This is a genomic window from Pseudomonas sp. GM21, assembly GCF_000282215.1.
GTDB lineage: Bacteria > Pseudomonadota > Gammaproteobacteria > Pseudomonadales > Pseudomonadaceae > Aquipseudomonas.
Genome location: NZ_AKJS01000129.1, coordinates 41,478 through 66,532, shown reverse-complemented (window position 1 = coordinate 66,532; position 25,055 = coordinate 41,478). Strand labels below are relative to the sequence as shown.

The following is a 25,055-nucleotide window of genomic DNA, read 5'->3' as shown; positions in this document are numbered from 1 at the left end:
CGGCGACCGGCCGATCCAGGTCGGCTCGCATTACCACTTTTTCGAAACCAACGACGCCCTGACCTTCGACCGCGGCGCCAGCCGCGGCATGCGCCTGAACATCCCCGCCGGCACCGCCGTGCGCTTTGAACCGGGGCAGAGCCGGGAAGTCGAGTTGGTGGACCTGGCCGGGCACCGCCGGGTGTTTGGCTTTGCCGGCAGGATCATGGGTGACCTCGACTGATTTCTGCAGTGCGTCCAAAAGATCGCAGCCTCGTTTCACTCGACAGCTCCTCAGGGACCGGGCGCAGCAGGGAATTTACGCGAACACCCGTAGGAGCTGTCGAGCGCAGCGAGGCTGCGATAGCGAGCTATGCGAGCGGTCTGAAGAACAATTGAATCCCAAGGCAAACCCATGAAAATCTCAAGACAAGCCTACGCCGACATGTTCGGCCCCACCGTCGGCGACAAGGTCCGCCTGGCTGACACCGAGCTGTGGATCGAAGTCGAAAAAGACTTCACCACCTACGGCGAAGAAGTGAAATTCGGCGGCGGTAAAGTCATCCGCGATGGTCAGGGCCAGAGCCAGCTGTTGGCCGCCGAGGTCGTCGACACCGTGATCACCAACGCGCTGATCATCGACCATTGGGGCATCGTCAAAGCCGACGTCGGCCTCAAGGACGGCCGCGTCGCCGGCATCGGCAAGGCCGGCAACCCGGACGTGCAGCCGAACGTGACCATCGCCATCGGCGCCAGCACCGAAGTCATCGCCGGTGAAGGCATGATCCTCACCGCCGGCGGCATCGACACCCACATCCACTTCATCTGCCCGCAGCAGATCGAAGAAGCGCTGATGAGCGGCGTCACTACCATGATCGGCGGCGGCACGGGACCGGCTACAGGGACCAACGCCACTACTTGCACCTCCGGGCCATGGCACTTGGCGCGGATGCTCCAGGCCGCCGACGCGTTCCCGATGAATATCGGCCTCACCGGCAAGGGCAACGCCAGCCTGCCTGAGCCCTTGATCGAGCAGGTCAAGGCCGGCGCCATCGGTCTCAAGCTGCACGAAGACTGGGGCACAACCCCGGCAAGTATCGACAACTGCCTGAGTGTCGCCGACCAGTACGACGTGCAAGTAGCAATCCACACCGACACGCTCAACGAATCCGGCTTCGTCGAAACCACCCTCGCCGCCTTCAAGGGTCGCACCATCCACACCTACCACACCGAAGGTGCGGGAGGCGGTCATGCGCCGGACATCATCAAGGCCTGCGGCTTTGCCAACGTGCTGCCGAGTTCCACCAACCCGACCCGGCCGTTCACCCGCAACACCATCGATGAACACCTCGACATGCTGATGGTCTGCCATCACCTGGACCCGAGCATTGCCGAGGACGTGGCCTTCGCCGAAAGCCGCATCCGCCGCGAGACGATTGCCGCCGAAGACATCCTCCACGACCTCGGCGCGTTCTCGATGATCAGCTCCGACAGCCAGGCCATGGGCCGCGTCGGCGAAGTCATTACCCGCACCTGGCAGACCGCCGACAAAATGAAAAAACAGCGCGGCCCGCTGCCCGGTGATGGCGAAGGCAACGACAACTTCCGCGCCAAACGCTACATCGCCAAGTACACGATCAACCCGGCAATCACCCACGGCATCAGCCATGAAGTGGGTTCGATTGAAGTGGGTAAATGGGCCGATCTGGTGCTGTGGCGCCCGGCGTTTTTCGGGGTCAAGCCGACACTGATCCTCAAGGGCGGCGCCATCGCCGCCAGTCTGATGGGCGACGCCAACGCTTCGATTCCGACGCCGCAACCGGTGCACTACCGCCCGATGTTCGCCAGTTATGGGGGATCGCTGCACGCCACCAGCATGACCTTCATCAGCCAGGCGGCGCAGGAGGCAGGTCTTCCCGAAGCACTGGGCCTGAAGAAGAAAATCGCAGTGGTGAAAGGCTGTCGCGAGGTGCAGAAAACCGACCTGATCCACAACGACTACCTGCCGAACATCGACGTCGATCCGCAGACGTATCAGGTCAAGGCCGACGGTGTGTTGCTGTGGTGTGAGCCGGCGGATGTGTTGCCGATGGCGCAGCGCTATTTCCTGTTTTGACCGGTTGAGCGACACACAGAAAAGGCCTGGATGCTTGCGCAGATCCAGGCCTTTGTTCATCGGTCAACAGCGTTTGATCAGAGCGGGTGTTTGATCAGCTCCTCACGAGTGAATTTCTCGATCAGCGCAGCTTCCTCAATCTGCAATTGAGCATCCAGGTCAGCGGATTGCACCTTGAATCGCGCCTCTGATAGTTCACCTGCCTGCTGACGATCACGCAGACTGGCCAGACGATCCTGATAGGGCTCGCGCTGCGCTTCGAATTGCACCCGATATTTGTTGGTGATGAAATCTTTCCAGAAATCCTTCGCCACCAGCGACTGAAACTCTTCAGGCGAGCCGTCCAGCGCCAGCACCTTGGCGCAGGCCTGATCAAGCATCGCGGGGGTGACTTTACCCATGTGGACGAAACGGACTTGCCGAGGCTGTCCCGGTAATCCGAGCCGGTCCTTGAGCCCGTAACGATAGGCCAGTTTGATCTCGACCTCTTCCAGTAACCGGATCTGCTGTGCCTTGAGGCCCGCCGACAAACCCGGCGTGTTATTGATCGCGGTGGTGCGTTGCTCAATATCGGCCAAGGCGATTTTCTCGAGCTCGTCCAGCCGGAACAAGCCTCTGGACAGTTTAAGCAGGCCTGCACTCTGCTCGCCGTCCATGGCCAGCGTCCGCGCCCGGTACACCAGCGCCATGATTTCCAGGTTACTGAATGACAACGCGGCACGATCACAACAGGCAGGCCTGCCGGCCCACTCGAACATCTCCTGACGTAACGCCAAAGACTCGGGGTTGACCTCGGTGATGGTGTCGACGACTTCCCATACGCGTAGTTGAAGGTCAGCATGGCCGGCGCCGGCATTCTCGAGTTTGCTGAGCACACTGAAAAAACCTTGGGAGCCCTCCTGCGTGGACAGTGATTGCCATTGGGTCTGTCTCGCCGGGACTTGGTCAGCGGGCAGGTCTTTGAGCCAACGCTGAAGCCCAGCCATCTCCTGCCCTCCCACTATTGCGTGCCCGGTTGGGGCTCGATACTCGAAGACGCCCGGTCGCCTGACTCCCCACAAATCCGGACGTTCGCGCTCGAGCCGGCTCCAATAATCGCGCAGCTGTTGCTGGGTGACCTCGGACAACGGGTTATCACCGATGAGAGTAAAGTTGTTGAGGCCTGCCACCTGTTCCAGCCTTTCGGCAGGCGGTGCAATAACCGCCTCCGGGATCGTCGTGATCCGGTTATTTCTCAAATCAATGACATCCAGTAGCGGTTGCCCACCCAGGCCCACCAGCCATGTCTCAATGTCGATCGAATTCAGATTGAGCGAGCGCATATCGGTTATTTGAGTAAAGTCCGGCGCCATGCCCAACGGATTTCGCCCCAGGTTCATCGCCCTGAGTGTTGTCCTTCGCGAAAGGATCGCCGCCGTCTCCGACGTCAGGCGTATGCGATTGCGCTGCAAAAACAAACGCGTCAGCCCGTGCATGTCATCCAGCGCCGGGGGTATAGCCGTCAGTTGGTTGTTCGACAGGTCCAGCCAGCGCACGCCTTTGAAATGCGCAAGAAACCCTTCTGGCGAAACGCTCAGGCCCATGTTGTTGAGTTTGAGCGAACCCACATGACTGAAATCGGCCTCAAGGTCCGGCACGCTGTCGAGCGTCTGGCCACTCAAGTCGAGCTCAAAACCGATCGGGCTACCGTCGACCGCGTTCCTTTGCGGGGATTGCCGCCTCCAGCATTCTCGAATGCGATCGGCGGCGGTGTAGCGCTCTGCCCGTTCGGACAAACCTGCGGACATTTGACCGGCGCGAACGTAGCGCGAACGTGCGCCGCCCCCGGAAAACGCCCAGGCCGACAGCTGCTGATTCAGCGTTTCATACTCACGCTCAAGGCGAGCCAGCTCGGTCTGAGCCGCGAGCCCGTGGGTTTGCAGAAACGCTTCAACCTCGAATTCGTCGAAGTCGGGGTACAGCTGACGAACCCTGGCGCTCATTGAGTCCTGCACTTTAAAGGCATCCGGCAAGCTTCCTTCCAGGAGTTCAGGCCTTAGCGCTTGCAGACGGTCCCGATAGTCGTTGAGTTGCTGCCAGCCCTCGCGGGTAAACGGGTTTCAACGCCTCGACCACGGGTTCGGGCTTCACCGCTGCCAGTTTGCCCAGGCCTTTTCCTGCCCCGTGCAGCACGGCAATCAGCGCGAGGTTTTCCACCACGTCGGTCAGGTGAGCCCAGGCCGCGTTGCGATCACCTTCGCTCCACTCAATGGCACCTTCAAATGTCTCGTACAGGATCTGGCCGGCCATCACCCCGATCATCACCTCACCCAGCACCGGTACAAACATCGAGGCGGCGTTCAATACCAGCATGCCGATATTGAGCAGCCGAGCCATTTTTTCTGCCCGGACCCTGGCATCGACATCGGCAGAGGGAACTGCGTGGCTGCGGGCATCAGCCAGGATTTTGTTACGACTTTGCTCATAGAGATCCACCCAGGGATCGACGTTCGGCCCCCAGAAACCATGCTGCCGGTAGCCCTTGATCGGGAGATAAAGTTCATCGACCGGTTCCTGTCGGGACGGTGATTCGGGAGGTAGCTCGTTAAGCTGGTAGAAGGCAGAAAAAAACGGAGGGAGCACTTCAATCGCTTTCCACAAGGGCGATCGCAAGGGCGCTAGCCGGTCTGGCGGGGCATCCGCGGCTTTGCGTGTGAACTGACTGAAGTAATATGGACGATCGGCATAGGCAACGAACTGGCTGAAAAAGCGTTGATACGCCGTCGGGCCACCGTTAGCCGGTGGCGAGGCGTCAGAGGCCATGAACAGACGCTTCAAGGTCGCCTCCATTTCCCGGCCCTTGTAGCGTTTCAACGGGTGCTGCGGGTCGTGGGGAATGTAGAGAAGGATATCATCGGAGTAGCGATACTTTTCGCAGATATGGAAAAGCACGCAGCCGGTCATTCGTTTCTTCATCAACACCAGGTCGCATATCCACACGGGTGTGTTGTCGATCTTCGGGTTGAGTTCTCCGTCAATCACCGACAGGATCATCGAGTAATCCTTGGGTTCGATGTCCTTCTTCAGCAAGGCGAGCTCGGCAGCCGCGCGCATCGCAGCTTTTTGACTGTCCACAAAGCGCTTGCGCAGCACGGCTTCGGCCACGGGACTGGAAGGTTGCAAAAAGTCTTTCAGATACGCCTGATACTTCGCACCAATGTCCAGCTCCCGACACAGCTTCAGGTACTGCATCACCGTCAGGGCCGTGGGAACTTCGCTGAACTGGCCCGGCGTCGATTCGACAACAAAGCCTGAGGAGGAATGGAAGTAAGCGGGCGCACACTCCTGCGCTTCGAAGTTGTGCAGCGCGGCTTGCAGCAGCGGCAACTTCAGCACCTCAAAGGTGCCGACCTCGATGTCCAGAATGCCCATCTCCAGAGGCTTTTTCAGTTGCAGGAAGGTTTTAGTGACGTCCAGTTCCACGGCGAACTGATCCTTGAGCGCCTTGACCAGTAACGGCTGCGCAAAAGCATCAATGTCCTGCAGGCGGGACATCGTTTTATCCAGCAGGGTCTGCGACGTCACACTCGCCACAAAACTCGCGTTCAAGGCCTGACGCTGCGCCGGCGATGCCGCCTGGTACCAGTCGGGAAGAACGAGCGCAGCGTTTTTCACTGCCTCTCGCCGTTCGGGGGAAGCATTTACCAGCCAGGCCGGAACGGCGCTGGCCATGAATTCGGCGTGAACACTTTGCTGCTCGGTAGCCGGTGGTTGCGCAGCATTTTTGTTGCTGCTTTCGTGAGTGTTTCGCAAGGTACATTTCCTTATGTACGAAGTAATAGGCCGGCACGAAACCATCGGTTTTCGTGCCGTCATCGACATCCACGTCGATTCAGTGTTTCAGGGTGAGGGGCGTTTCGGCCCGTTGCAGTTTTGCCCGGTCCATCGCTTGTCGGGTCAGCGTCTTGAGCAATGTTTGCGTCTGGGCATTGAGCTGGCCCATTTCGCTTTCATACGCTTGAGCGCTCATGACCAGTCCCGGGGCGAACTCGCTTTCCGGTTTGCCAAGCTCGGCGGCGAGTACCCGGATTTTTTCTTTCAATTGCGCTTTTTCCGGCAAGGAGAGGGACGGAGTCGCCCGTTTTTCCAGCGCCATGTAAAAATCGGTGGTCGCGTCGATACGGCGCCGGATGGCGTTGAACGCACGACGATTGGAGCCCTGGATGTAAGAAGACCAGAACGGCTGCTCGCTGATCGAATCACGCAGCAAGTCCCCGGCCTCCAGATCCAGCACACGCTGACCGGCCGCTTCGATCATCTGTGGCGTGACCGCGGCGATGTTTCTGAACTGCATTTTTCGAGACTGCCAGGGCAGTTCGAGGCGGTCGGCCAGGTCCGTCATGTAGGCCAGATGGACCTCGACTTCATCAATGGTGCCCGTGACCTCACCTGCCGCATTGACGCGTCTGAACTGCTCGCCCTGACTCGTTCGCTCACCAATGACCTTGTGGGCGATTCTGCTCAGCTCATCCAGACGGGATTTGCCCTGCGCCAGCTGCAGCAGCTCTGCTTCCACCAGATTCCGGCTCGTCAGTTCATAGGCTTCGTGAATCAACACTTCCACACCCATGGCATTGAACAGTTGAGCCCCGCCATCGACACACTGCGTCGGCGCCGTCGACATCGTGAACAGTTTTTCTCGCAGCGGGGTGTCTTGGGACATGGCGTCGAGCATGCGCCAGACCTTGGCGGTCATGTCCACCCGAAAGGCGATGTCATGCTTGAAGTGATACGACTCGGTCAGCTTGCGGATCTCGTTGAAAAATGGCACTGAACCGTGCTCATCCTCGACCTCATTCCAGACTTCCTGTCGGGCGACCCACTCAGGCCGGGTCAGCCCTTGTTCCCAATCGAGGCTATCGCGTATGCCACGGGGCGGATAAGGCCGATCAGGGTCCATACCGACGGACTGAATGTAGTCGCGCAACGTCTGCAGATTGGCCTCCGGCAACCACCGCGGATCGCGACTCAATACCGTGCGCGCCAACAGTTCCGCATCGGCGCTGCCCCGCGCAACCGGAGGGACGTCAAGGATCCGGTTCAATTGAATATCCAGATAAAAATGCCGGAACCTGGGCAGGGAAAACAATCCGTCAGGCCAGGTGGAAATGCCCGTATCAGTCAACAGCAGTGTATGCAGCATGGGCATGCGGCCGATATCGGGAACGCATCCCAACGGATTACCCATCAGGTCCAGGCTTTCCAGGCGCACAAGCCCGCCCAGATCGGCCACCGCCGGTTCGTCCAGCACCATCCGATTGCCACGCAGATTCAACTCTGTCAGCCCATGCATCCGGCCCACCACGCGAGGAAACCGTGTGAGCGGGTTTTCGTTGAGGTTCAGGTGGCGAAGCCTGGGGAAGTGATCGAGCAGCGACACTTGAGCATCGGCCAACCCGGTGTTCAGCAGATTCAGGCGGGTGACATGCCCGAAATCACCCTCCAGAGGCGGCATCGTCGCCAAATGCCTGCCCAGTGGCATACCGCTCAGGTCCAGTGTTATTCCATGCACATTGCCGAAGACGTCCATATCCCTCGCCCCGGTGTGCTGCCAGCATTGCCTGATCGCTGTGTATAAGGCATTTCTTGACTGCCATTCGGCTCTTCCTGCGGCGCTGAACCTGAAGGAGTCAGTGGGTGAATTCAGCCAGCGCTGGAAGTTGGCGTTGAGTCGGTTGAACTGCGACACAAGTTCACTGGCCCGCTGCTGCGGGCTGCCTTCGCGACCGTCGCCCTCCAGAAAGGCCCGGGCTTCATCTTCTGTCCAGCCGGGACGCACACTCCTGACCCGTTCCTGTGGAGTCAGCCGTGCGGTGAGGCGTTGAATGCCTTGAACGCCACCTTGCATACCGCCGCGAAGTTTCATCGTTTGCGGATCATAAAACGGCTTGCGGATCGGGTTGTCCGCCAGTATCGGTTGCAACCGGTCCCGCGCCAGTGGTGCCCTTTGAACCGCTTGCCTGAGTGTTTCCCCTTGATTGATCTCATAACCGAGCGCAATACGTTGCGTGTCGGGTAGCGCATGCAGCACCGAAGCAAACAGATTGTCGGCACCATGCAGATGCTCATCGGCAGCGTCCCGCGCCTGATAGTCACCGTCGCTACTCACCAGCACTTTTCGCACGCTTGCGTCTTGCGGGCCAATGCTGTCTCGCAGGGGACCGGTGAATGAATGCTCGCGGATTTCGATGCGCACATCGCCAGGCCAGTTCGGCAATGTTTCCAGGGTGTGCAACGCCAGCCTTTCGGTATCTGCGGTGTACAGAAATTCAAGGAAAAGCCCTTCATAGGCACGCGTCGTACGCACCTCCAGCAAGGCTGCACGCACCTGCTCCTTGAGCCTCAAGGGAAGACGTTTTTTCTCCAAAACCGCACGCAGGTCTTCGGGCGCAGCGGCGGCCAATAGCTCTTCGGCAAGGTTGGCCGGGCAGTGCGAAAAGGCGTCCTGTATCACCCGCACACCGGCATTGCCTGAAAATTGATGGGCGTTATAGAGCGTATCGAAACGGGTCTTTCGTTGCAGGTAGGTCAACGGGCCTTGCTGTTTCTCGGTTTCAGCCCATGCCTGGAAGCGTCTTATCGTGTCGACGAGTAACGCCGGTGGCGCGGCGTTTTCCACCTGCAACCTGCGCAGTGCATTTTCTTCGACACCACTGGCGATACGGACGTGTTCCAGCGTCGCTTCATCAAACCCGTCGACCATAGGTCCCAGACGCCGCATGAGGGTGGTCTTGTCCCATTCGATGGGACGGTCGAATTCGGTCTGCCAGGCACCGGCACCGTTGTGTTTCATCTTCGGCTGATAGGCCGTCGATCTGTTCGGGTGCTGAAAACGCGGCTGGCCGGTCAGCGGATCGTCGGTGACCTCAAAGTGCTTGCCCTCCCGTGGAAGAAAGTCCCTGCCATTGTGTCGATGAAGACCTCGCTCATTCGCCAGTGCATCCTTGGGCAGGGAAACCGAGTGCTCATAGGGTTTCAGGTCCGGGTTCCAGAGACGGGTAAAGCCATCGGGGAGTTCGACCTTTTTCAGTTGGTCAACAAAAGACGACGCCCTGACTGGCGTCGGGAGCCGAGCGGGCAATACGTGGCCGGCCATCATCAGTGCCACCTGGGCCGCATTGATCATGACCCCGGCTAGCAGACCCGCGGCTTCGTCCCTGTCGCCTTTGCTCCAGTCTTCAATGCCCTCCATGGTTTCGAGCAGCATTTGCCCGACCATGATGCCCAACATCGCTTCGCCCAGCCCGGGCACCAACAGGGCGCCGAAATTGAACACGTTCCAGCCCAGACTCAAGTAACTGGTCAACCGCGCCCAGCGAGTGGCGGCATCTTCATCACCCGTCGGGACGGCAATGTGTCGCGCGTCGGCGATGGCTTTCTCCCTGCGCCAACCTGAAATATGACGCCAGATATCGCCCGTGACGAGGTTGGTGACCGGCTCTGCATCGGGGTTTTCCGTGGCGGTTTCCCTCCACCAGGGGCCCATATCCAAGGGCTCGCGTTGATGCCAGGTAAAGGTAGTGAGGCGCTCGTTGACTCGCGAGAAAAAACGACCCTTGTCTTTTTGCGCCACGAACCGACTGAAAAACTGTTGATAGTCCGGTGCACGCAACTGGCTGATCAGCACCTTCATGAACTCAGTGAACGATGCATATTCCTTGAGCGGGTGATCAGGGTCGTCCGGTATATAAGCGATCAATGTACCGTCCAGACGACTTTGTTGATGGATATCATCCTGACGGAGCATTTCATCAATCATGCCGCTGGGGCCGTTGGCGAAAAACGCCTCGAGCAGCTTGAACTGCTCGAACTCCTGGCCCGGCAATATCGACAAGCGCTGAGACCATTCCATCAGCAATTGCTGGTGCGCCGGAATCAGACTGTCATAGGTTTTTTTCACCAGCGAGGAGTCTGCCACTGCGCTGAACAATACAACGCCGGTCAGTTTGAACCCCATGAGAGACAAGCGATGACATTGCAGGGGCCGACTGCCCAGCATGATGTTGCTTTTACGATCCCGTACGTCCTGCAACTTGCTGTATGAATAATAAGAGAGGTCGTTTTTCAGATACGCAATAAGCGCTGACTCGTTGAAAGCCGCTATTTCGCAGGCGACGGCATGCCGCTCAAGCGTAGTCCTGGCATCAACGTTTTCCGGCTTGAGCAATGCAGTCATGTGTTTTTGATACTGGGCGCCGATATCCAGCGTCCTGCACAGGGAGGCAAACTGTTCGACCGTCAGTGTCTGGCGTTGCAATTCCCCCTCGGCATCCCGGGTGAAAATACCGGAGCCATCGCGAAAGGCGCCGGCCTGTGTTTCCGGCTCTTCAAAATTGTGCAGAGCCGCTTCCAGCAACGTGTATTGCCTGATTCGACTGGCATGGGTATCAATGCCAAATGTCAGTGTGGCGGGAACATAAAGCCGCACTAACGTTGTATTAACGTCCAGTTCAAGATCCAGCTGATCTTTCAGGGCGTGAACAAGTAACGGTTGCGCAAAGGTGTTGATGTCTTGTTGCAAATCATTGAGTGTTTTTTCCAAAGGGCCCTGCAATCGCCAGCGCTCATCGATAAGCCCTTTCAGGTACTGGCGATCCATGGCGCGCGCACGGGCATACCACTCGGGAACGGCCGGACTTTGCTTGACGAATGATTCAAGCCTGTCAGCGGGCACGGTCTTTATAAACGCCGGGACTTTTTGTGTGAGGTATTCCAGATAAACGTTCTCACCCTCGTCGGACACCGACGAAGATGTGTCCAATACAGTTCCATCTGATGACGCTTCCATTTCGCAAAAACCCCTATGCGACGACAAGAGCACCTAGCTTATGCAACGACGACAAAAACAAAAGATTAAATAACTGCTGACAAACCGCTTGAAAACAGTCACTCACATTCAACTTTAAAACCTGAAAAATAATTAATTACCACCCTGACCGCCTCGTTCTCTGAACCTGCGCGTGAACGGTAGTATTGGGCCGTCGGTAAAAAGACTAAGCTGCCAAGACCTTCAGTCAGGAAACCGGCCATGCGCTTATCCGAATTCATCAGGCAACACGTGGACCGTATCGTCGATGAATGGGAGCAGTTCGCCAGAACCATCACGCCAGCGGCCGAAAATATGGATCGTGTGGCCTTGCGCGATCACGCCAAGGCGATCCTGTTAGCGGCTGCCCGAGACATGACAACAGCACAAACCGCCAGCGAACAGGTCGCCAAGGCCAAGGGTGAAGGGCCGGAGAAAACCCCAAGCCTGGATGCGGCCGGCGCCAGCCATGGCGAGCTGCGCCATACCGTGGGTTTCGATCTGGTGCAGATGACCAGCGAATTCCGCCACCTGCGAGCCTGTGTGATTCGCTTGTGGGTCAACAGCCTCGAATCACCGGACCTGGCCTACTTCCAGGACATGATCCGCTTCAACGAAGCCATCGACGAAGCCCTCGCCGAGTCCACTGCGGCCTATGCCGAACAGGTCAATCGCTCACGGGATATCTTTCTGGCGATCCTCGGTCATGACCTGCGTGCACCGCTGCAAGCCGTGAGCATGTCCACCGAACTGCTGCTGCGTAAAACCGCGCTCGAAGGCGACGCGTTGGCCTGTGCGAACAGCATAAAGCGTGGTGCTCGGCACATGGCGGTGATGGTCAGCGATTTGCTGGAACTGGTGCGCAGTCGATTGGGCAAGAGCCTGCCCATTGAACCGGCGCCCATGGACCTGGCGGACGCCGCCCATACCGCGATTGCCGTCGCATGCGCCGGTAACCCGGAGTGCGACCCGATAGTAAGCGTCGTGGGCGATACCCGAGGTGTCTGGGATGCCGGGCGCCTTGATCAGCTGCTACAAAACCTGATTGGCAATGCGTTGCAGCACGGTTTGAACAAACGGGACGTCACCGTCACCGTTATAGGGGAGCCGGATACGGTTCGCCTGACGGTGCACAATTTTGGCGTGCCGATTCCCGAGGACGCTCTGAGCACGATATTCGATCCGCTGGTGCGCAGCGCCGACGAGGAATTGGGTCAGCCAACGACCAGCCTTGGCTTGGGGTTGTTCATCGTCAACGAAGTGGTGAATGCCCATGGCGGGACGATAGAGGTCAGCTCGAACGAGACTGACGGGACGCTGTTTACGGTGGTGTTGCCCAGGAACGGGTAGGCAGGGATACCGAGTTATCGTTCTTCGCGAGCAGGCTCGCTCCCACCTTCGACCGTATTCCTGCTGGATGAATGTGGTCTAAATGTGGGTGCGAGCCTGCTCGCGAAAGCGGACTGACAGGCACTAGAGAATCACCAGAACACCTATTCAACCACCAACCGCCCCAACCGCTGCTTGAGCATCCGGTTCTCGGCCCGCAGTTGCTGGACCTCTTCGAGCAGGTCCAGCGCCAGGGCGACGCCTTCCCATTCCAGTTCCAGGTCATGCCGCAGCTTGGCGGCACGCTTGGCCAGCGCCAGTTCGTAATCGTTGAAACGCCAATCCTTGGGCTGCGTGCCCTGAGGTTCGAGGATGCCGTGTTCGACGATTTCGATCACGTAGACGTCCGACAAGTCGGTCGCCTCACAGAATTCTGCCAGGTCCAGGTGAACGATCAGGGGGCTGCTCATGATGGGCTACTCCGTCTCTTGGATCAGAAGTTTTCTCTTGGGTTGAACTCGGCTTTTTTCGCCAGTTCCTGCCACAACGCCTTGACCTCATCGCTCGATGCTTTTGGCATGACGGCCTTGAGTTGCACAAACAGGAAGCCGCGCTCACCCGTCTTGCTCATCAAACCGTGGCCCTTGGCACGCATGCGCTGGCCATTCTGACTGCCGGCCGGCACCTTGAGGTTGATCTTGCCGGTCAGGGTCGGTACCGCGACTTCGGCGCCGAGCGCCAGCTCCCACGGTGCCAATGGCAACGTGATGATCAGGTTCTCGCCTTCGACATCAAATTTGGGGTGCGGCGCAAAACGGATCGTCAGGTACAGGTCGCCATTGGCACCGCCACCGACACCTGGGGCACCCTGGCCTTTGAGGCGGATGCGCTCGCCGTCGGTCACGCCGGCCGGGATTTTCACGTTCAGGCTTTTGCTGGTGTTGCTGACGTGCTGGCCGGCAGCGTTGTACTGCGGCACCTGGAAGGTGACCTTCTTCGATTCGTTCGAGAGGGTTTCTTCCAGAAAAATCCCGAGTTCCATTTCCACGTCTTGCCCTCGACGCCCTGTGCTGCGACGCGACTGTCCACCATTGAAACCAGGGCCACGGTTGCCGAAAATCGAACTGAAAAAGTCCGAGAAATCGCCCGCGTCCTGACCGCCACCGAAACCGCCTGCGCCACGTCCCTGCCACCCTGGCGGGCCCTGGAACGGTTGGCCGTGCTGGCCATATTTGCGCAAGTCGTCATATTCGGCGCGCTTGTCGGCACTTTTCAGCGCTTCATAGGCTTCCGAGGCGTCCTTGAACTTGGCCTCGGCGTCCTTTTCCTTGCTGACATCGGGGTGGTATTTGCGCGCAAGCTTGCGATAGGCAGCCTTGATCGCCTTGTCGTCAGCCGTCGGCTCCACACCCAGAATCTTGTAATAGTCTTTGAAGTCCATCTAAGGATCACCATCCGTTATCAAATCGCGCAGCCAGGCACAGCATGCTCTTGTTTGCAGCGTTTGGATTGACCGATCTCAAATTTGTGACCGGGCAGCGCGTCAGAAGTTTATCGGCAGCGGGCGGCGGTTCTTGCGACCGCCGGTTGGCTACCAGGCCCATGCCAGCAAGTTTGGGGCAAAGCTGAGTCTTTCAAGCGCTAATGACTGCGAATTAGCGGATAGTCGGCCTTCGAATATTCGTCGCACTGACATACACTGCGCGGCCGTTTTTTAACCGGAACTCGAAAGACATGAAAAACGCATCTCCAGCCCGTGCCTGTGGTATCGACTTTGGCACGTCCAACTCCACCGTCGGCTGGCTGCGCCCCGGCATGGAAACGCTGATCGCGCTGGAGGACGACAAGATCACCCTGCCTTCGGTGGTCTTCTTCAATATGGAAGAACGCCGCCCGGTGTACGGCCGGCTGGCGCTGCACGAGTACCTGGAAGGCTACGAAGGCCGGTTGATGCGCTCGCTCAAGAGCCTGCTGGGCTCCAAGCTGATCAAGCACGACACCAGCGTTCTCGGCACGGCGATGCCGTTCAAGGACCTGCTCGGGCTGTTTATCGGCCAGTTGAAGAAGCGCGCCGAAACAGCCGCCGGTCGGGAGTTCGAGGAAGTGGTGCTGGGCCGTCCGGTGTTTTTCGTCGATGACGATGAAATGGCCGACCAGGAAGCCGAAAACACCTTGGTGGACGTGGCCCGCGCCATTGGCTTCAAGGATGTTTCGTTCCAGTACGAACCGATTGCCGCGGCGTTCGACTATGAGTCGACCATTGAAAAGGAAGAGTTGGTGCTGATCGTCGATATCGGCGGTGGTACCTCCGACTTCTCGCTGGTGCGCCTGTCCCCTGAGCGCCGCACCCACGACAACCGTCACGATGACATCCTCGCCACCGGCGGCGTGCACATCGGCGGGACCGATTTCGACAAGCAACTGAGCCTGCAAGGCCTGATGCCGCTGTTCGGCTACGGCAGCCGCATGAAGAGCGGCGCCTACATGCCCACCAGCCACCACATGAACCTGGCGACCTGGCACACCATCAACTCGGTGTACTCGCAAAAGTCGACCCTGGCCTTGGGCAGCATGCGTTACGACATCGAAGACACTGGCGGTATCGATCGCCTGTTCAAGCTGATCGACCAGCGCGCCGGCCATTGGCTGGCCATGGAAGTGGAAGAAACCAAGATCCAGCTGACCCACGCCGACAGCCGCCATGTGCCGCTGGACCGCATCGAGCCGGGATTGAGTGTAGAACTGACCCGCGCGTTGTTTGAATCGGCCATCGAAGCGCTGCTGGAACGCGTGCGCAACAGCGTGACCCAGATGCTCAACGACGCGAATGTGCGGGTCGATCAGGTAGACACGGTGTTCTTCACCGGCGGTTCGAGCGGAATTCCGGCCTTGCGCAACAGCGTATCGGCGATGTTGCCGAATGCGCGGCATGTGGAAGGGAACATCTTCGGCAGCATTGGTAGCGGGTTGGCGATTGAAGCGGCCAAGCGGTATGGCTGAAAAGCAGTTGCGAGCGTCAAGCTGCAAGCTTCAAGTAAGAGCAGGTGCGGTGTTCGCCACTGGCTTTAACTTGCAGCTTGAAGCTTGAAACTTGCAGCTGTCGTCAAACCATCCCCACCAGCTTCAATTCACTCTTCAGATACGCGTAATAAATCGGCCCGGCCACCACCCCCGGCAGGCCGAACGCGGCCTCGAACACCAGCATCGCCAGTAGCAACTCCCAAGATTTTGCACTGATCTGCCCGCCGACAATGCGCGCGTTGAGAAAGTATTCAAGCTTGTGGATAACGATCAGATAACCCAGCGCCGCCGCTGCAACCCAGATCGACAGCGACATGCCGACAATGGTGATCAGGGTGTTCGACATCAGGTTGCCTATCACCGGCAGCAGACCGAGCAGGAACGTCAGCACGATCAGGGTTTTGGTCAGCGGCAGCTTGATGCCGAACATCGGCAGGACTACCGCCAGGAAAATTCCGGTGAAAAAGGTGTTCAGCAGCGAAATCTTGATCTGTGCAAACACGATGTTACGGAAGGCCTGGACCAGCAGGCGCAAGCGGTCGAACAACGCGGCCGCCAGAGGCTTGCGTTTGGTCACGTCCGGCGCGCGCTGCAAGGCAATGATCGCCCCCAGCACCATGCCGATCAGCAGCGTCACAAACATGTGCGCCGCATCCTTGCCGACCAGCTGCAAGTCGCTCAAGTGCTTGCTGATCCATTCGCCGATGGCCAGGCGGAATTCACCGGCACTGGCGGGCAGATAGGCGTCGATGAATGGCGGCAGTTGCCCGCGCGCCCGGTCGACCACGCCCATGAATTTGTCGAGGGAAGCGCCGGGGTTTTCCGCTTCGTGGAGCAAGAAACTGAAGGCACCGGCAAAGATCAGCGCCAGCACACTTACGACCAAGGTTCCAAGCAATGCCACCGCCAGCCAGCGCGCGCGCCGACCTTCGATCAGCCGCTGCAATTGCGGCGTGAGCATATTGACGAGTTCGAACACCAGCAGACCGGCCAGCAGGCTAGGCAACAAGCGCAGCGGGATCACCAGCAACAAACCACCAAAAATGATGAACCAACTGATCAGCAGCAAAACGTGGCGTTGAGAAAACGTTGGCATACAGCCTCAAAACGAACCGTAAAAGGATTGGCAGTCTGCCAGCGTTCCGGTGACAGCACTAGGAATTGTGTATGTCGACCTTGGTCGGGGTTCGGGCGATTTTTGCAGTGGCCCGACTGCCCCCTTCGCGAGCAGGCTCGCTCCCACACTGGTGCTGCGAACCGAGAACCATTGTGGGAGCGAGCCTGCTCGCGATGAGGCCCTCAACCCCCCACACCTATTTGTTCCTCAGGCAATCACTCATGAACGCCTTGCGCTCATCACCTTTGAGCAATTTGGTGGTGGCATCGGCATTGCAGGTTTTCATCTTCTGTTGCTGAGGGGTCAGGGTTTTGATGTCCGGGACGGCCGCCTCGGTTTTAAGGCAGTTGCTCATGAACATTTTGCGCTCATCACCTTTGAGGCTTTTTGCCGTCGCGTCGGCGTTGCATACAGTCATCTTTTCCTGCTGAGGTGTGGTCGCGAAGCTCTGGGAGCAGAGCAGCAAGCCGATTATCAACAAAGGGACACGCAACATCATCATGGAGTTTTCTCCTTGTTGCCGCGCCGAGAGGCGCGGCCTCATGCTGGAGTGTAGACAAAACCTATTGCACGATCGTGCGATTCTGGTGCTTTACTCAGTCACTTGATCAGAGCTTTGAAACTCTTTGAAAGCGTCCAAGTAGTGGTTGTAAGCACCAAAGCGTTTGTTGACGGTATGAACGGATAACTTCTCGAACGAAACAGGAACGGCTCCAGGTTCAGCGTAATAAGTAGTACCCACCCAGCTCAAGGAGACGAACTGCGCATAACCACTCTTGTACAGTTTGTCCATTTTGATCTGTCTGAAGGTGTTGCCTTCGGAAACTTCGGGCATTGCCGCCGGCCCGGGTAGAGCCTCGTTGATAAAAGCGTAGTCAGCAATCGCCGGGCCGGGCTCCAACGTCAAAATCGGCGGCAACTCGAAGCCGAAGTGACTATTGTTGGCGAGATGTGCAGCTGGAAATTCCGGCCACGAGTCGGCAACGACAAGTTGAGCGGGCATGCTTAAATCATCACCTATCACCACAAATTGGTGGTCAAACGCCGTCGCTTTGACAATATGGACTTTCGAGGTTCTGGGCTGATTGGCCAGAATGGAAAAAGTAACCTTTGAGTTCTCCGAACAGTTACCCCCCATGATCTCGATAGCTTTGCGAGCAGCTTCAGCAATCGTCATTTTCGCCGTGAACCCACCCGTCTCTAGATTCAGTTCCCTGATACCTTTGATTTTCGAGATGGCCGAGCCACCTTTTTCCCAAATGCTCGGCAACTGATTACCTGACAGAGGCAAAAGCTCCTTCGCTCGATAGATTGCACGCTGCGCCATTTGCAAATCAGCCATCACCAATGCAGACACTTCGACGGGGGCCTGCTGCGCTATCACCTTTTCAGGAAGCACTTCTCGCAGTTCGACCAGCGCCTCGCTTGGCGCCATGCCGTTTTCTCGAACGGCACGCTGCATGGATTCGTACTCATTGATTCGCCCGGTCTGCCGCAGATTGCGTGCATTGGCAGCCAGATTTCGTTCGGTCTCAGTGAGCGGCACCAGAGCGTCGTCAGTGAACAGGCGTCGAGTCAACGAACTGAACTGCTCGGGCAACATCAATGATTGCAACTCAGGTAGTGCTTCAATGCTCTGGATTACCATCAGATTGGCGTCATAGCTTTCGCCATTGGCTTTATACAACGCATTCTGCAGCAATAAAAAACACTGATAGGGAAGACGCTCGTGCAACCACTTCAAACCGCGCAGATAGTTGTATTTTTCAAACGTCGGAATTGCCTCATCAAACGACAATTGGTCAAGTTCTGCGTACTTGACCGCAATGGCGCGCAATTGCGCCACTTCCCCATCGGATGTGGGCAACCCTGCGCGCAGCCGCATGAAGTTCGGGTCAAACGCAGTCCATTGCAGTGCAGGCAGATTGGGCAGCACCTCCCGTAACTGGTAAGGCTTCAACGCATTAGTGCGCAGAATTGCTTTCAACGACTTCGTATCACCTTCTTCAAGGTTGAACCACTTCCGGGCTTGGTCTGGAAGTGTATGTAGGAGCGAGTTGTAGGGGGCGCTGGCGGAATGCATTGCGTTGCCTGCGTCATCGTAAGCCTGGTAAGTCCCGTTTTCACCCTCGACAAAAGTAAGATGGGTCGCCGCGTCGGCTTTACCGAAAGTGTGAAGTAGTTTTCCACCGTAGCGATGAAGATGAATGTCGAGGCGTACTTCATGCCCCCAAGCCCCCAGATTTTCCAACGAATGCAGAGCAAGCCTGAAGGTATCCGTAGTATCGACCGATTCCAGATAAAGGCCTTCGTAAGCACGACTGATACGGACATCCTGAAGCGCCCATCGCCCCAGGTTTTCAAGTCTGCGGGGGAGGAGACCAAGCCTGATTTCTTGCAGCTCCGCCGGCGTGGCGATGTCCACCAGTTCTCGGACTACAACACCCGGCAGCCCCTCCAGCTTGTCCTGAACGACGATCGCTTCGGGAGTCGTGGCCCGATCGGCACTGCGATAACGTTGATCAAACAGGTAGGCCTTACGCTGCTCAGCCCGCTGTGCAAGTTGGCTTCTGAGTCGCCGGGCATTCGCTTCAGGCGTGCTCAGCAGTTCACTGGGGGCAATGTTCAGCAGCGTTTTGGTTTCAGCCTCATTCAGGTGCGACAGCAAGGTTTTGAGCAGATCGCCATCGATGAACTGATCGCGCGATAGGGGCACCGGGGTGGCGTCTGCCGGGCCAAGTCCTTTCAACAGCTTGCCATCAGCGTCCAGCAACGCCATCGCCTTGCCCGGCCAAACATCATTGAGCAGTGCGAACTGAAATTGCAGGTCAGCTTGCAAATAATCAGGTGCATGGGCGCTTTTTATAGTGTCGATGAAGCGACCAATCTCGCGATCGATCCTGAATCGGGCCACCGTATCCTGGAGCAAAGGAATGATTCGTTCATGGTTGGCATACATGCGGCGGACTGCGTTCACATCGACGCGACTCACCGCAAGAATATCCGCACAGGCCTCTTCCAGACCGCGTGCCTGCGCGCCGAGACGATTGATCAGGGTCCGCTCATCCCATGTGTATGGTTGCTCGCCTTCGATCGCACGCTGATAGGCGTATCGAGGATCGGTCGAGGCTGCGCTCGCTGACTCGGCTTCAGTGCGCAGGCGCCAAAGCTTGCTGACCGGATCTCGTATAAGCACAGGACCAGAAGGTCTCAGCTCCCTGGACGTCGTGGCGCGGTACAGTCCGGTTTCGGGGTCTTTGCCGACCTGTACGATGCCGACGCCTGCAATATCGGCATACTGAAAGCCTTTGAATTTGCGCAAACCGTCGCCTTTGATATCGGCCGGTGGCAACTTGGCAGACTCGGGAATCCGATAATCTTTTAACGGACGGGCCGCTGATGCAGTAGCCGATTCGAAGCTGAAGCCGGTGCTGGAATTTATCTCGCTGACCGTTATCGACGACGTGCCTGTGCCGTGCGGTTCGGAGTTTTCAGGGACTCTGCTGATCTCCGGCAACTGAGTCCGAACTATTCCCGTCACGGGATCGAGATTGATACGGGACGGGGTATCGGGGTGCGGAGTCTGTACGTCCGCGGGCATCGAACCCGGTGTTCGAGCGTCAGCGTTGATAGAGCCTCTGGTAGGCCGTCGGGTTGCCATGAATCTTCATCCTTGTGATTTATTGTGGCTTCATTGCCGGGTGTCTTGGTTCCAGGGTGCCTGTTTACATCTATTTGCAAGGTCCCGCATCTGCAGTATTTTTACTAAAAACCAACTCGCAACACTTCGTAAGAAAGTTTTCGAAAAACAATCAAAAAGCGCTGTTACGCCGATAATGCTCCGGCGTGCACCCGGCCTGACGCGCGAACATGGCGATAAACGCCGAACCGCTGCTGTAACCAAGGTCGAATGCGATGGCCTGTACGCTACGCGGGCCTTTCAGCGCTTCAATTGCCGCAAGGAAACGCAAGCGCTGGCGCCATTCACCGAAACTCATACCTAATTCGCGGATAAACTGCCGGGCCAGGGTCCGCTCACTGACATGCACCTGTGCGGCCCAATGAGCCAGAGGCTGGTTGTTGTCAGGGGCGTCGTGCAACGCCTGGAGGATTGCCATAAGTCCGCTGCTGCTGGCGTACGGCAGATAACATTCGTGCACAGGCGCTTGCCTAAGTTGATCGACCAGCACCTGAGCCAGACGTCGGTCGGCATCACGTTCAGGGATCTTCACGTCGCGAGCGGCGAAATCCTTGAGGATCGCTTTGAGAATATCGCTGATCGCCAGCGTGCAGGCCTGTTGCGGCAACTCGCTGCACAGCGAGGGCGCCAGGCAAACCGCGCGGTAGTTGATCGGCTGGTTGCTATAGAAGCTGTGCTCGGTCCCGGGCGGCACCCACACCGCGTATTGCGGCGGCGACATGAATCGGTTGTTGCCGATTTCCATGTGCAACACGCCATTGGCCGAATACTCGAGCGTGCCCCACGGATGCCGGTGTGCCGAGGCGTACTCATGGGTGTTGAAATCGGCGTAGCGGAAATAGACCGGGGCTGGCAGTTCGGCGAAGTCCAGCAGGTCAATGTGTTTACTGTTCATGCTGTCCGTCATCCGGGGCAGGTTGTCTGGATCGAAGTATAGGCTTGCATCCAGACAAGCGGATAATTGCCCCTCATTAACGTTCTGGTTTTTTCTGATGCAATACGCTTATCCCCTGCTGGCCATTTTCATTTGGGCTGGCAACACCGTGATCACCAAAATGTCAGCCGGGGCCATCTTCCCCGCCGAGATCGGTTTCTATCGCTGGCTGTTGGCCGGGATTTTGTTCACGCCGTTCATGCTCAAACCGGTGATCGCGCATTGGCCGCTGATTCGCCCCAACCTGGCCAAGATTTTCGTTCTTGGCGTGCTAGGCATGGCGGTTTACCAAAGCCTCGCCTACTTCGCCGCGGCACTGACTTCTGCAACCAACATGGGGATTATCCTGTCGCTGATGCCATTGATGTCGTTGGCCATGGCGATTGTCAGCCTCGGTCAACGCTTGACCGCTGGCGCATTGGCCGGCGCGGTGTTGTCGTTTGCCGGCGTATTGGTGGTGGTGTCGTCCGGCAGCCTCGGCGCGCTGCTTGAACACGGCGTGAACATGGGCGACGCGATGATGCTGGTCGCCACCCTGGCCTATGCGATTTACAGCACACTGCTGAAAAAATGGCAGCTGCGCTTGCCGCCGCTGGTGTTGTTGTATTTGCAGGTGTTGGTGGCGGTGGTGGTGCTGTTTCCGCTGTTTGTCGCCTCGCCGAAGATCGGCCCGACACTGCAAAACATTCCGCTGGTGCTTTACGCCTGCCTGCTGGCTTCGATGCTGGCGCCACTGGCGTGGATGCAGGCGGTGGTGCGTTTGGGACCCAGCCGGACCACGCTGTTTTTCAACTTGCTGCCGTTGATTACCGCGCTGATCGCGGCGGTGGTGCTGCATGAGCAATTGGCGATGTATCACCTGGTGGGCGGGGTATTGACGTTGGGTGGGGTGGTGCTTTCGGGGCGGTGGACGACGGTGATTGGCCGTAAGGTTCGTGTTGCCTGAACTGACGTCATCGCCGGCAAGCCGGTCTCACGCCCACAATTGACCGCATTCCCCTGTGGGAGCGAGCCTGCTCGCGATAAGGGCGACTCGGTCTAGACGCCGGCCGCTTTAAGCCGGGCGGCATGCTCGACAAACAAGCGGATCGGCTCGGCGCCCTTCCCGACCAATCCCAGCGACTGATTGACGATGTCAAAGTGATCCATCGGATAATCATCGCCAATCACCGTGCCCAGGTGCGAGCTGTACCGCCCGACCATCCCGTCGCAATGCCCGACCTCGTTCACAAAAGTTTTGGCAAACAGCCGACAACTGCGATTCGTCCCGTCAAACAGGTTGCACCCGCTATCCGTCTTGCCCGGCTGCAAGGTCCCGGACCACGAGTAATAGCGCACGCCGTTAACCTCTTCCGGCCCGTGCCCGCCCCAGGTTTCAGGCAGGCCCTGTGGATAACGCTGATTGAACAGCGCCACGCCTTCGGTGGTGAGTGAATGATGGGACGCGTGGATATCCACCGGCAGCTTCGGTCCGCGATAACCGGTTTCGAACAGGCTCATCAGCGCGGCGATTATCCGTAACAGAAAACTCATAAGCCGGCCCTTGGCGCTGTCGTGCGGATAGTGCTTGTGCAGGTAATCGGCCAGTTCAGAGCCGTGATTCGGCCCGGCCACCGAGGTCACCGACGCCACGAGGTCCGGTCGTTTGGCCGCCGCGTAACGGGCTGTCAGCGAGCCCTGGCTGTGGCCGATCAGGTTGACCTTCCCGGCCCCGGTCTCGCGCAGGATTTCCTCGATTCGCACCAGCAGCTGCTCACCGCGCACTTCACTGGAATGGAGCGGCGAGACCTGCACCGCAAACACGATCGCCCCACCCTGGCGCAATGCCGAGACGATGCCGTACCAGTAGGGATAGAGCACCAGTCGGATAAAACCGAGCATTCCCGGGACCAACACCAACGGGTAGCGCGTGGCGGAACCTTGCGACATGGGCGAACGTCCTTGTGATCGGTGAGACGAAGCAAGGCTGGATGCAAGACATCAGCCAAGCATCGTCAGCGAAGATGACAACTCGACGACCAGTCTATGACATCCGCCCTACTTGAGCCCAACCACCCCCGCCACGATCAACCCGACCGACACCAGTTTGATTGCGGTCAGGCTTTCGCCCAGCAGCGCAAACCCGAGAAACACCGTGCCCAGTGAACCGATGGCGGTCCAGATCGGGTAAGCGATGCTGACCGGCAGCTCGCGCATGGCCAGGGTCAGGAAGTAAATCCCGCCCACGGCCGCGACCACGGTGATCAGCGACGGCCAGAGCCGGGTGAAGCCTTCGGCGTATTTCATGCCCATGGCAAAGGTGACTTCAAACCCGGCGGCGATCAGCAGAAACAGCCAGGCCATTCAGAACTCCCTGGCCAGCGCCAGTAGACGCTGCTCGGCCTCGGCGGCGGAGATCTGGAACGTGCGCGCCTCGGACTCTTCGCCCTCGGCGGCCACCACGGTGATGTCGGTGATGCCGATGAACCCCAGCGCCGTGCGCAGTAATGGATCAGCGTGGTTCATGGCCTCCAGTTCACCACCCGGCCCAAAGCCAAACCCGCCGCGACTGGTAACGATCAGCGCTTTTTTGCCCTTTACCAGCGGTTCGTATTGGGCCACACCATTGTCCAGAGTGTGATTGAACGTCAGCCCGAGCCGCACAATCTGATCGATCCACGCCTTGAGGCCACTGGGGATGCTGAAGTTGTGCATCGGCGTGGAAATCACCAGCAGATCATGGCCGAGCAACTCGCTCACCAACTGATCGCTGAAGGCCAGATCCGCCCGCATCGACAGCGGTCGCGCATCCGGCTCGGGGTAAAACGCGGCGGCCACAAAGGCTTCGTTGACCGGCGGAATCAGCGCCCGTCCGACTTCGCGACGAGTCAGGGTGGACTGAGGATTTCGGGCTTTCCAGGCCGATAAAAACACTTCGGCCAAACGGCGCGAATGCGAGCGATCGCCACGGGGGCTGGCGTGAACGGCAAGAATATTACTCATCTGAATCTCCTTGGGATTACACTCAATCAGCGTGTGACTTTTAGATTGAAGCCACCCGCCACGCGCTTCAAATGAGCAGAAATCAGTCGAGATGAATCCAATTCATCCATGGAGCTTCTCCATGTTTGCATCCTTACCATTGACCGCCCTGCGCGCCTTTGAATCGGCTTCCCGCCTGCTGAGCTTCAAGGCGGCGGCCGAAGAGCTGTCAGTGACGCCCACGGCGGTGTCGCATCAGATTCGTTCACTGGAAACCTGGCTCGGCGTTGCACTGTTCGAGCGATTGCCACGACAAGTGCGCCTGACCGAGGGCGGTGAACGGTTATTTCGCAGCCTGCACGGTGCCTTTCTGGACGTGGCGCAAAGCGTCGACACGTTGCGTCCGCAACGCAGTGGCGCCAGCCTGACGGTCTCCACCACCGCAGCATTTGCGGCCTTATGGCTGGTGCCGCGCCTCGGGCGCTTTTACGCGCGCCACCCCGGCATCAGCCTGCGCCTGGACACCCACTGCGAAGTCATCGACTTGCATCAGGACGCCAGCGTCGATCTGGTGCTGCGCTACAGCCTCGACACCTACCCGAACCTGTATGGGCAGTGCCTGTTCGATGAGACCTTCGGGGTGTACGGCTCGCCCGAGCAAGTCGCGCTGGCCACCACTCATACGCCCACGCTCATCAGCGTGCGCTGGCACAACTCCAAGTTGTACGCTCACGGCTGGGAGGCATGGTGCGCGCAGTCAGGCGAGGCATGGTTGGCGGGCAAACCGGCGATCCGGGAATACGACGAAGAGCACTACGCCCTGCAAGCAGCGATTGCCGGCCAGGGTTTGGTGCTGGCGAGCAATATTCTGGTATCGGAAAGCGTGGCCAGTGGGTTGCTGGTGGCTTATCGCGGCGAGATTCAGGTCGATGGCGCCGGTTACAGCGCGCTTTGTGTACCCGGGCGCGAGCGGCATCCGCCGGTCCGGGCATTTTTTGCGTGGTTGCGTGAGGAGGCGTTGCTGTCCGGGCATACCTTCTGAAAGATCTGTTG

The 25,055-nt window shown here is 58.3% G+C and carries 18 protein-coding genes; 6 read left to right on the top strand and 12 right to left on the bottom strand.

What is annotated here, in order from left to right; genetic code table 11:
* A partial coding sequence (locus PMI22_RS07885) for an urease subunit beta (protein ID WP_007947573.1) occupies window positions 1-223 on the top strand: 223 nt, incomplete at its 5' end.
* A gap of 171 nt (window positions 224-394) precedes the next feature.
* Window positions 395-2,095, top strand: coding sequence for an urease subunit alpha (ureC, locus tag PMI22_RS07890; RefSeq protein WP_007947572.1), 1,701 nt, complete (start codon window positions 395-397; stop codon window positions 2,093-2,095).
* 77 nt (window positions 2,096-2,172) lie between these two features.
* Here ureC and PMI22_RS07895 read toward each other — a convergent pair whose 3' ends face one another.
* The 3 genes from PMI22_RS07895 to PMI22_RS07905 all read right to left on the bottom strand — a co-directional run bounded on the left by PMI22_RS07895 (window position 2,173) and on the right by PMI22_RS07905 (window position 10,922).
* Window positions 2,173-4,077, bottom strand: a complete 1,905-nt coding sequence (locus PMI22_RS07895) for an NEL-type E3 ubiquitin ligase domain-containing protein (protein ID WP_007947571.1) — start codon at window positions 4,075-4,077, stop codon at window positions 2,173-2,175.
* Between the two features lie 46 nt (window positions 4,078-4,123).
* The gene (locus PMI22_RS07900; protein ID WP_007947569.1) at window positions 4,124-5,887 is read right to left on the bottom strand and encodes a dermonecrotic toxin domain-containing protein; all 1,764 of its coding nucleotides are present in this window, start codon (window positions 5,885-5,887) and stop codon (window positions 4,124-4,126) included.
* A 79-nt stretch (window positions 5,888-5,966) separates the two neighbouring features.
* The gene (locus PMI22_RS07905) at window positions 5,967-10,922 is read right to left on the bottom strand and encodes a dermonecrotic toxin domain-containing protein (protein ID WP_081502817.1); all 4,956 of its coding nucleotides are present in this window, start codon (window positions 10,920-10,922) and stop codon (window positions 5,967-5,969) included.
* 240 nt (window positions 10,923-11,162) lie between these two features.
* Here PMI22_RS07905 and PMI22_RS07910 point away from each other — a divergent pair, with 240 nt between their 5' ends.
* Entirely contained in the window at window positions 11,163-12,290 is a 1,128-nt protein-coding gene (locus PMI22_RS07910; protein ID WP_007947567.1) for a sensor histidine kinase, read from the top strand.
* A 143-nt stretch (window positions 12,291-12,433) separates the two neighbouring features.
* On the opposite strand, the gene PMI22_RS07915 is transcribed toward PMI22_RS07910, so the two are convergent.
* Both PMI22_RS07915 and PMI22_RS07920 read right to left on the bottom strand, forming a co-directional pair.
* Window positions 12,434-12,739, bottom strand: a complete 306-nt coding sequence (locus tag PMI22_RS07915) for a chaperone modulator CbpM (protein ID WP_007947566.1) — start codon at window positions 12,737-12,739, stop codon at window positions 12,434-12,436.
* 23 nt (window positions 12,740-12,762) lie between these two features.
* Window positions 12,763-13,710: a DnaJ C-terminal domain-containing protein gene (locus PMI22_RS07920; RefSeq protein WP_007947564.1), complete on the bottom strand. Its 948-nt coding sequence runs from the start codon at window positions 13,708-13,710 to the stop codon at window positions 12,763-12,765.
* A 293-nt stretch (window positions 13,711-14,003) separates the two neighbouring features.
* Between PMI22_RS07920 and PMI22_RS07925 the strand changes: the two genes are divergently transcribed.
* Window positions 14,004-15,269: an Hsp70 family protein gene (locus PMI22_RS07925; RefSeq protein ID WP_007947563.1), complete on the top strand. Its 1,266-nt coding sequence runs from the start codon at window positions 14,004-14,006 to the stop codon at window positions 15,267-15,269.
* 103 nt (window positions 15,270-15,372) lie between these two features.
* Here PMI22_RS07925 and PMI22_RS07930 read toward each other — a convergent pair whose 3' ends face one another.
* The 4 genes from PMI22_RS07930 to PMI22_RS07945 form a co-directional block, all read right to left on the bottom strand.
* Window positions 15,373-16,386: an AI-2E family transporter gene (locus tag PMI22_RS07930; protein ID WP_007947561.1), complete on the bottom strand. Its 1,014-nt coding sequence runs from the start codon at window positions 16,384-16,386 to the stop codon at window positions 15,373-15,375.
* Between the two features lie 217 nt (window positions 16,387-16,603).
* Window positions 16,604-16,909, bottom strand: coding sequence for a PsiF family protein (locus tag PMI22_RS07935; RefSeq protein WP_007947560.1), 306 nt, complete (start codon window positions 16,907-16,909; stop codon window positions 16,604-16,606).
* Between the two features lie 90 nt (window positions 16,910-16,999).
* Complete coding sequence (locus tag PMI22_RS07940; protein WP_157214448.1) at window positions 17,000-20,008, bottom strand: DUF6543 domain-containing protein; 3,009 nt, start codon at window positions 20,006-20,008, stop codon at window positions 17,000-17,002.
* Window positions 20,009-20,219: 211 nt separating this feature from the next.
* Window positions 20,220-21,002 (bottom strand): AraC family transcriptional regulator, encoded by a 783-nt coding sequence (locus PMI22_RS07945; protein WP_007947558.1) that lies wholly within the window; start codon window positions 21,000-21,002, stop codon window positions 20,220-20,222.
* Between the two features lie 97 nt (window positions 21,003-21,099).
* Between PMI22_RS07945 and PMI22_RS07950 the strand changes: the two genes are divergently transcribed.
* Window positions 21,100-21,987 (top strand): DMT family transporter, encoded by an 888-nt coding sequence (locus PMI22_RS07950; RefSeq protein ID WP_007947557.1) that lies wholly within the window; start codon window positions 21,100-21,102, stop codon window positions 21,985-21,987.
* Between the two features lie 92 nt (window positions 21,988-22,079).
* Here the strand turns inward: PMI22_RS07950 and PMI22_RS07955 are convergent, their stop codons facing one another.
* The 3 genes from PMI22_RS07955 to PMI22_RS07965 all read right to left on the bottom strand — a co-directional run bounded on the left by PMI22_RS07955 (window position 22,080) and on the right by PMI22_RS07965 (window position 24,023).
* Entirely contained in the window at window positions 22,080-22,970 is an 891-nt protein-coding gene (locus PMI22_RS07955) for an esterase/lipase family protein (RefSeq protein WP_007947556.1), read from the bottom strand.
* A 108-nt stretch (window positions 22,971-23,078) separates the two neighbouring features.
* Entirely contained in the window at window positions 23,079-23,384 is a 306-nt protein-coding gene (locus PMI22_RS07960; RefSeq protein ID WP_007947555.1) for a DMT family transporter, read from the bottom strand.
* The gene (locus PMI22_RS07965) at window positions 23,385-24,023 is read right to left on the bottom strand and encodes an FMN-dependent NADH-azoreductase (RefSeq protein ID WP_007947554.1); all 639 of its coding nucleotides are present in this window, start codon (window positions 24,021-24,023) and stop codon (window positions 23,385-23,387) included.
* Between the two features lie 121 nt (window positions 24,024-24,144).
* Between PMI22_RS07965 and PMI22_RS07970 the strand changes: the two genes are divergently transcribed.
* Complete coding sequence (locus PMI22_RS07970) at window positions 24,145-25,044, top strand: LysR substrate-binding domain-containing protein (RefSeq protein ID WP_007947553.1); 900 nt, start codon at window positions 24,145-24,147, stop codon at window positions 25,042-25,044.
* Window positions 25,045-25,055: the final 11 nt, after the last annotated feature.

What these genes read in the sequence shown, in the direction of transcription:
- ureC (WP_007947572.1), top strand. Translation starts at nt 395, where the DNA reads ATGAAAATCTCAAGACAAGCCTACGCCGACATGTTCGGCCCCACCGTC.
- PMI22_RS07895 (WP_007947571.1), bottom strand. Translation starts at nt 4,077, where the DNA reads ATGAGCGCCAGGGTTCGTCAGCTGTACCCCGACTTCGACGAATTCGAG.
- PMI22_RS07905 (WP_081502817.1), bottom strand. Translation starts at nt 10,922, where the DNA reads ATGGAAGCGTCATCAGATGGAACTGTATTGGACACATCTTCGTCGGTG.
- PMI22_RS07910 (WP_007947567.1), top strand. Translation starts at nt 11,163, where the DNA reads ATGCGCTTATCCGAATTCATCAGGCAACACGTGGACCGTATCGTCGAT.
- PMI22_RS07915 (WP_007947566.1), bottom strand. Translation starts at nt 12,739, where the DNA reads ATGAGCAGCCCCCTGATCGTTCACCTGGACCTGGCAGAATTCTGTGAG.
- PMI22_RS07920 (WP_007947564.1), bottom strand. Translation starts at nt 13,710, where the DNA reads ATGGACTTCAAAGACTATTACAAGATTCTGGGTGTGGAGCCGACGGCT.
- PMI22_RS07925 (WP_007947563.1), top strand. Translation starts at nt 14,004, where the DNA reads ATGAAAAACGCATCTCCAGCCCGTGCCTGTGGTATCGACTTTGGCACG.
- PMI22_RS07930 (WP_007947561.1), bottom strand. Translation starts at nt 16,386, where the DNA reads ATGCCAACGTTTTCTCAACGCCACGTTTTGCTGCTGATCAGTTGGTTC.
- PMI22_RS07935 (WP_007947560.1), bottom strand. Translation starts at nt 16,909, where the DNA reads ATGATGATGTTGCGTGTCCCTTTGTTGATAATCGGCTTGCTGCTCTGC.
- PMI22_RS07940 (WP_157214448.1), bottom strand. Translation starts at nt 20,008, where the DNA reads ATGCCCGCGGACGTACAGACTCCGCACCCCGATACCCCGTCCCGTATC.
- PMI22_RS07945 (WP_007947558.1), bottom strand. Translation starts at nt 21,002, where the DNA reads ATGAACAGTAAACACATTGACCTGCTGGACTTCGCCGAACTGCCAGCC.
- PMI22_RS07950 (WP_007947557.1), top strand. Translation starts at nt 21,100, where the DNA reads ATGCAATACGCTTATCCCCTGCTGGCCATTTTCATTTGGGCTGGCAAC.
- PMI22_RS07955 (WP_007947556.1), bottom strand. Translation starts at nt 22,970, where the DNA reads ATGTCGCAAGGTTCCGCCACGCGCTACCCGTTGGTGTTGGTCCCGGGA.
- PMI22_RS07960 (WP_007947555.1), bottom strand. Translation starts at nt 23,384, where the DNA reads ATGGCCTGGCTGTTTCTGCTGATCGCCGCCGGGTTTGAAGTCACCTTT.
- PMI22_RS07965 (WP_007947554.1), bottom strand. Translation starts at nt 24,023, where the DNA reads ATGAGTAATATTCTTGCCGTTCACGCCAGCCCCCGTGGCGATCGCTCG.
- PMI22_RS07970 (WP_007947553.1), top strand. Translation starts at nt 24,145, where the DNA reads ATGTTTGCATCCTTACCATTGACCGCCCTGCGCGCCTTTGAATCGGCT.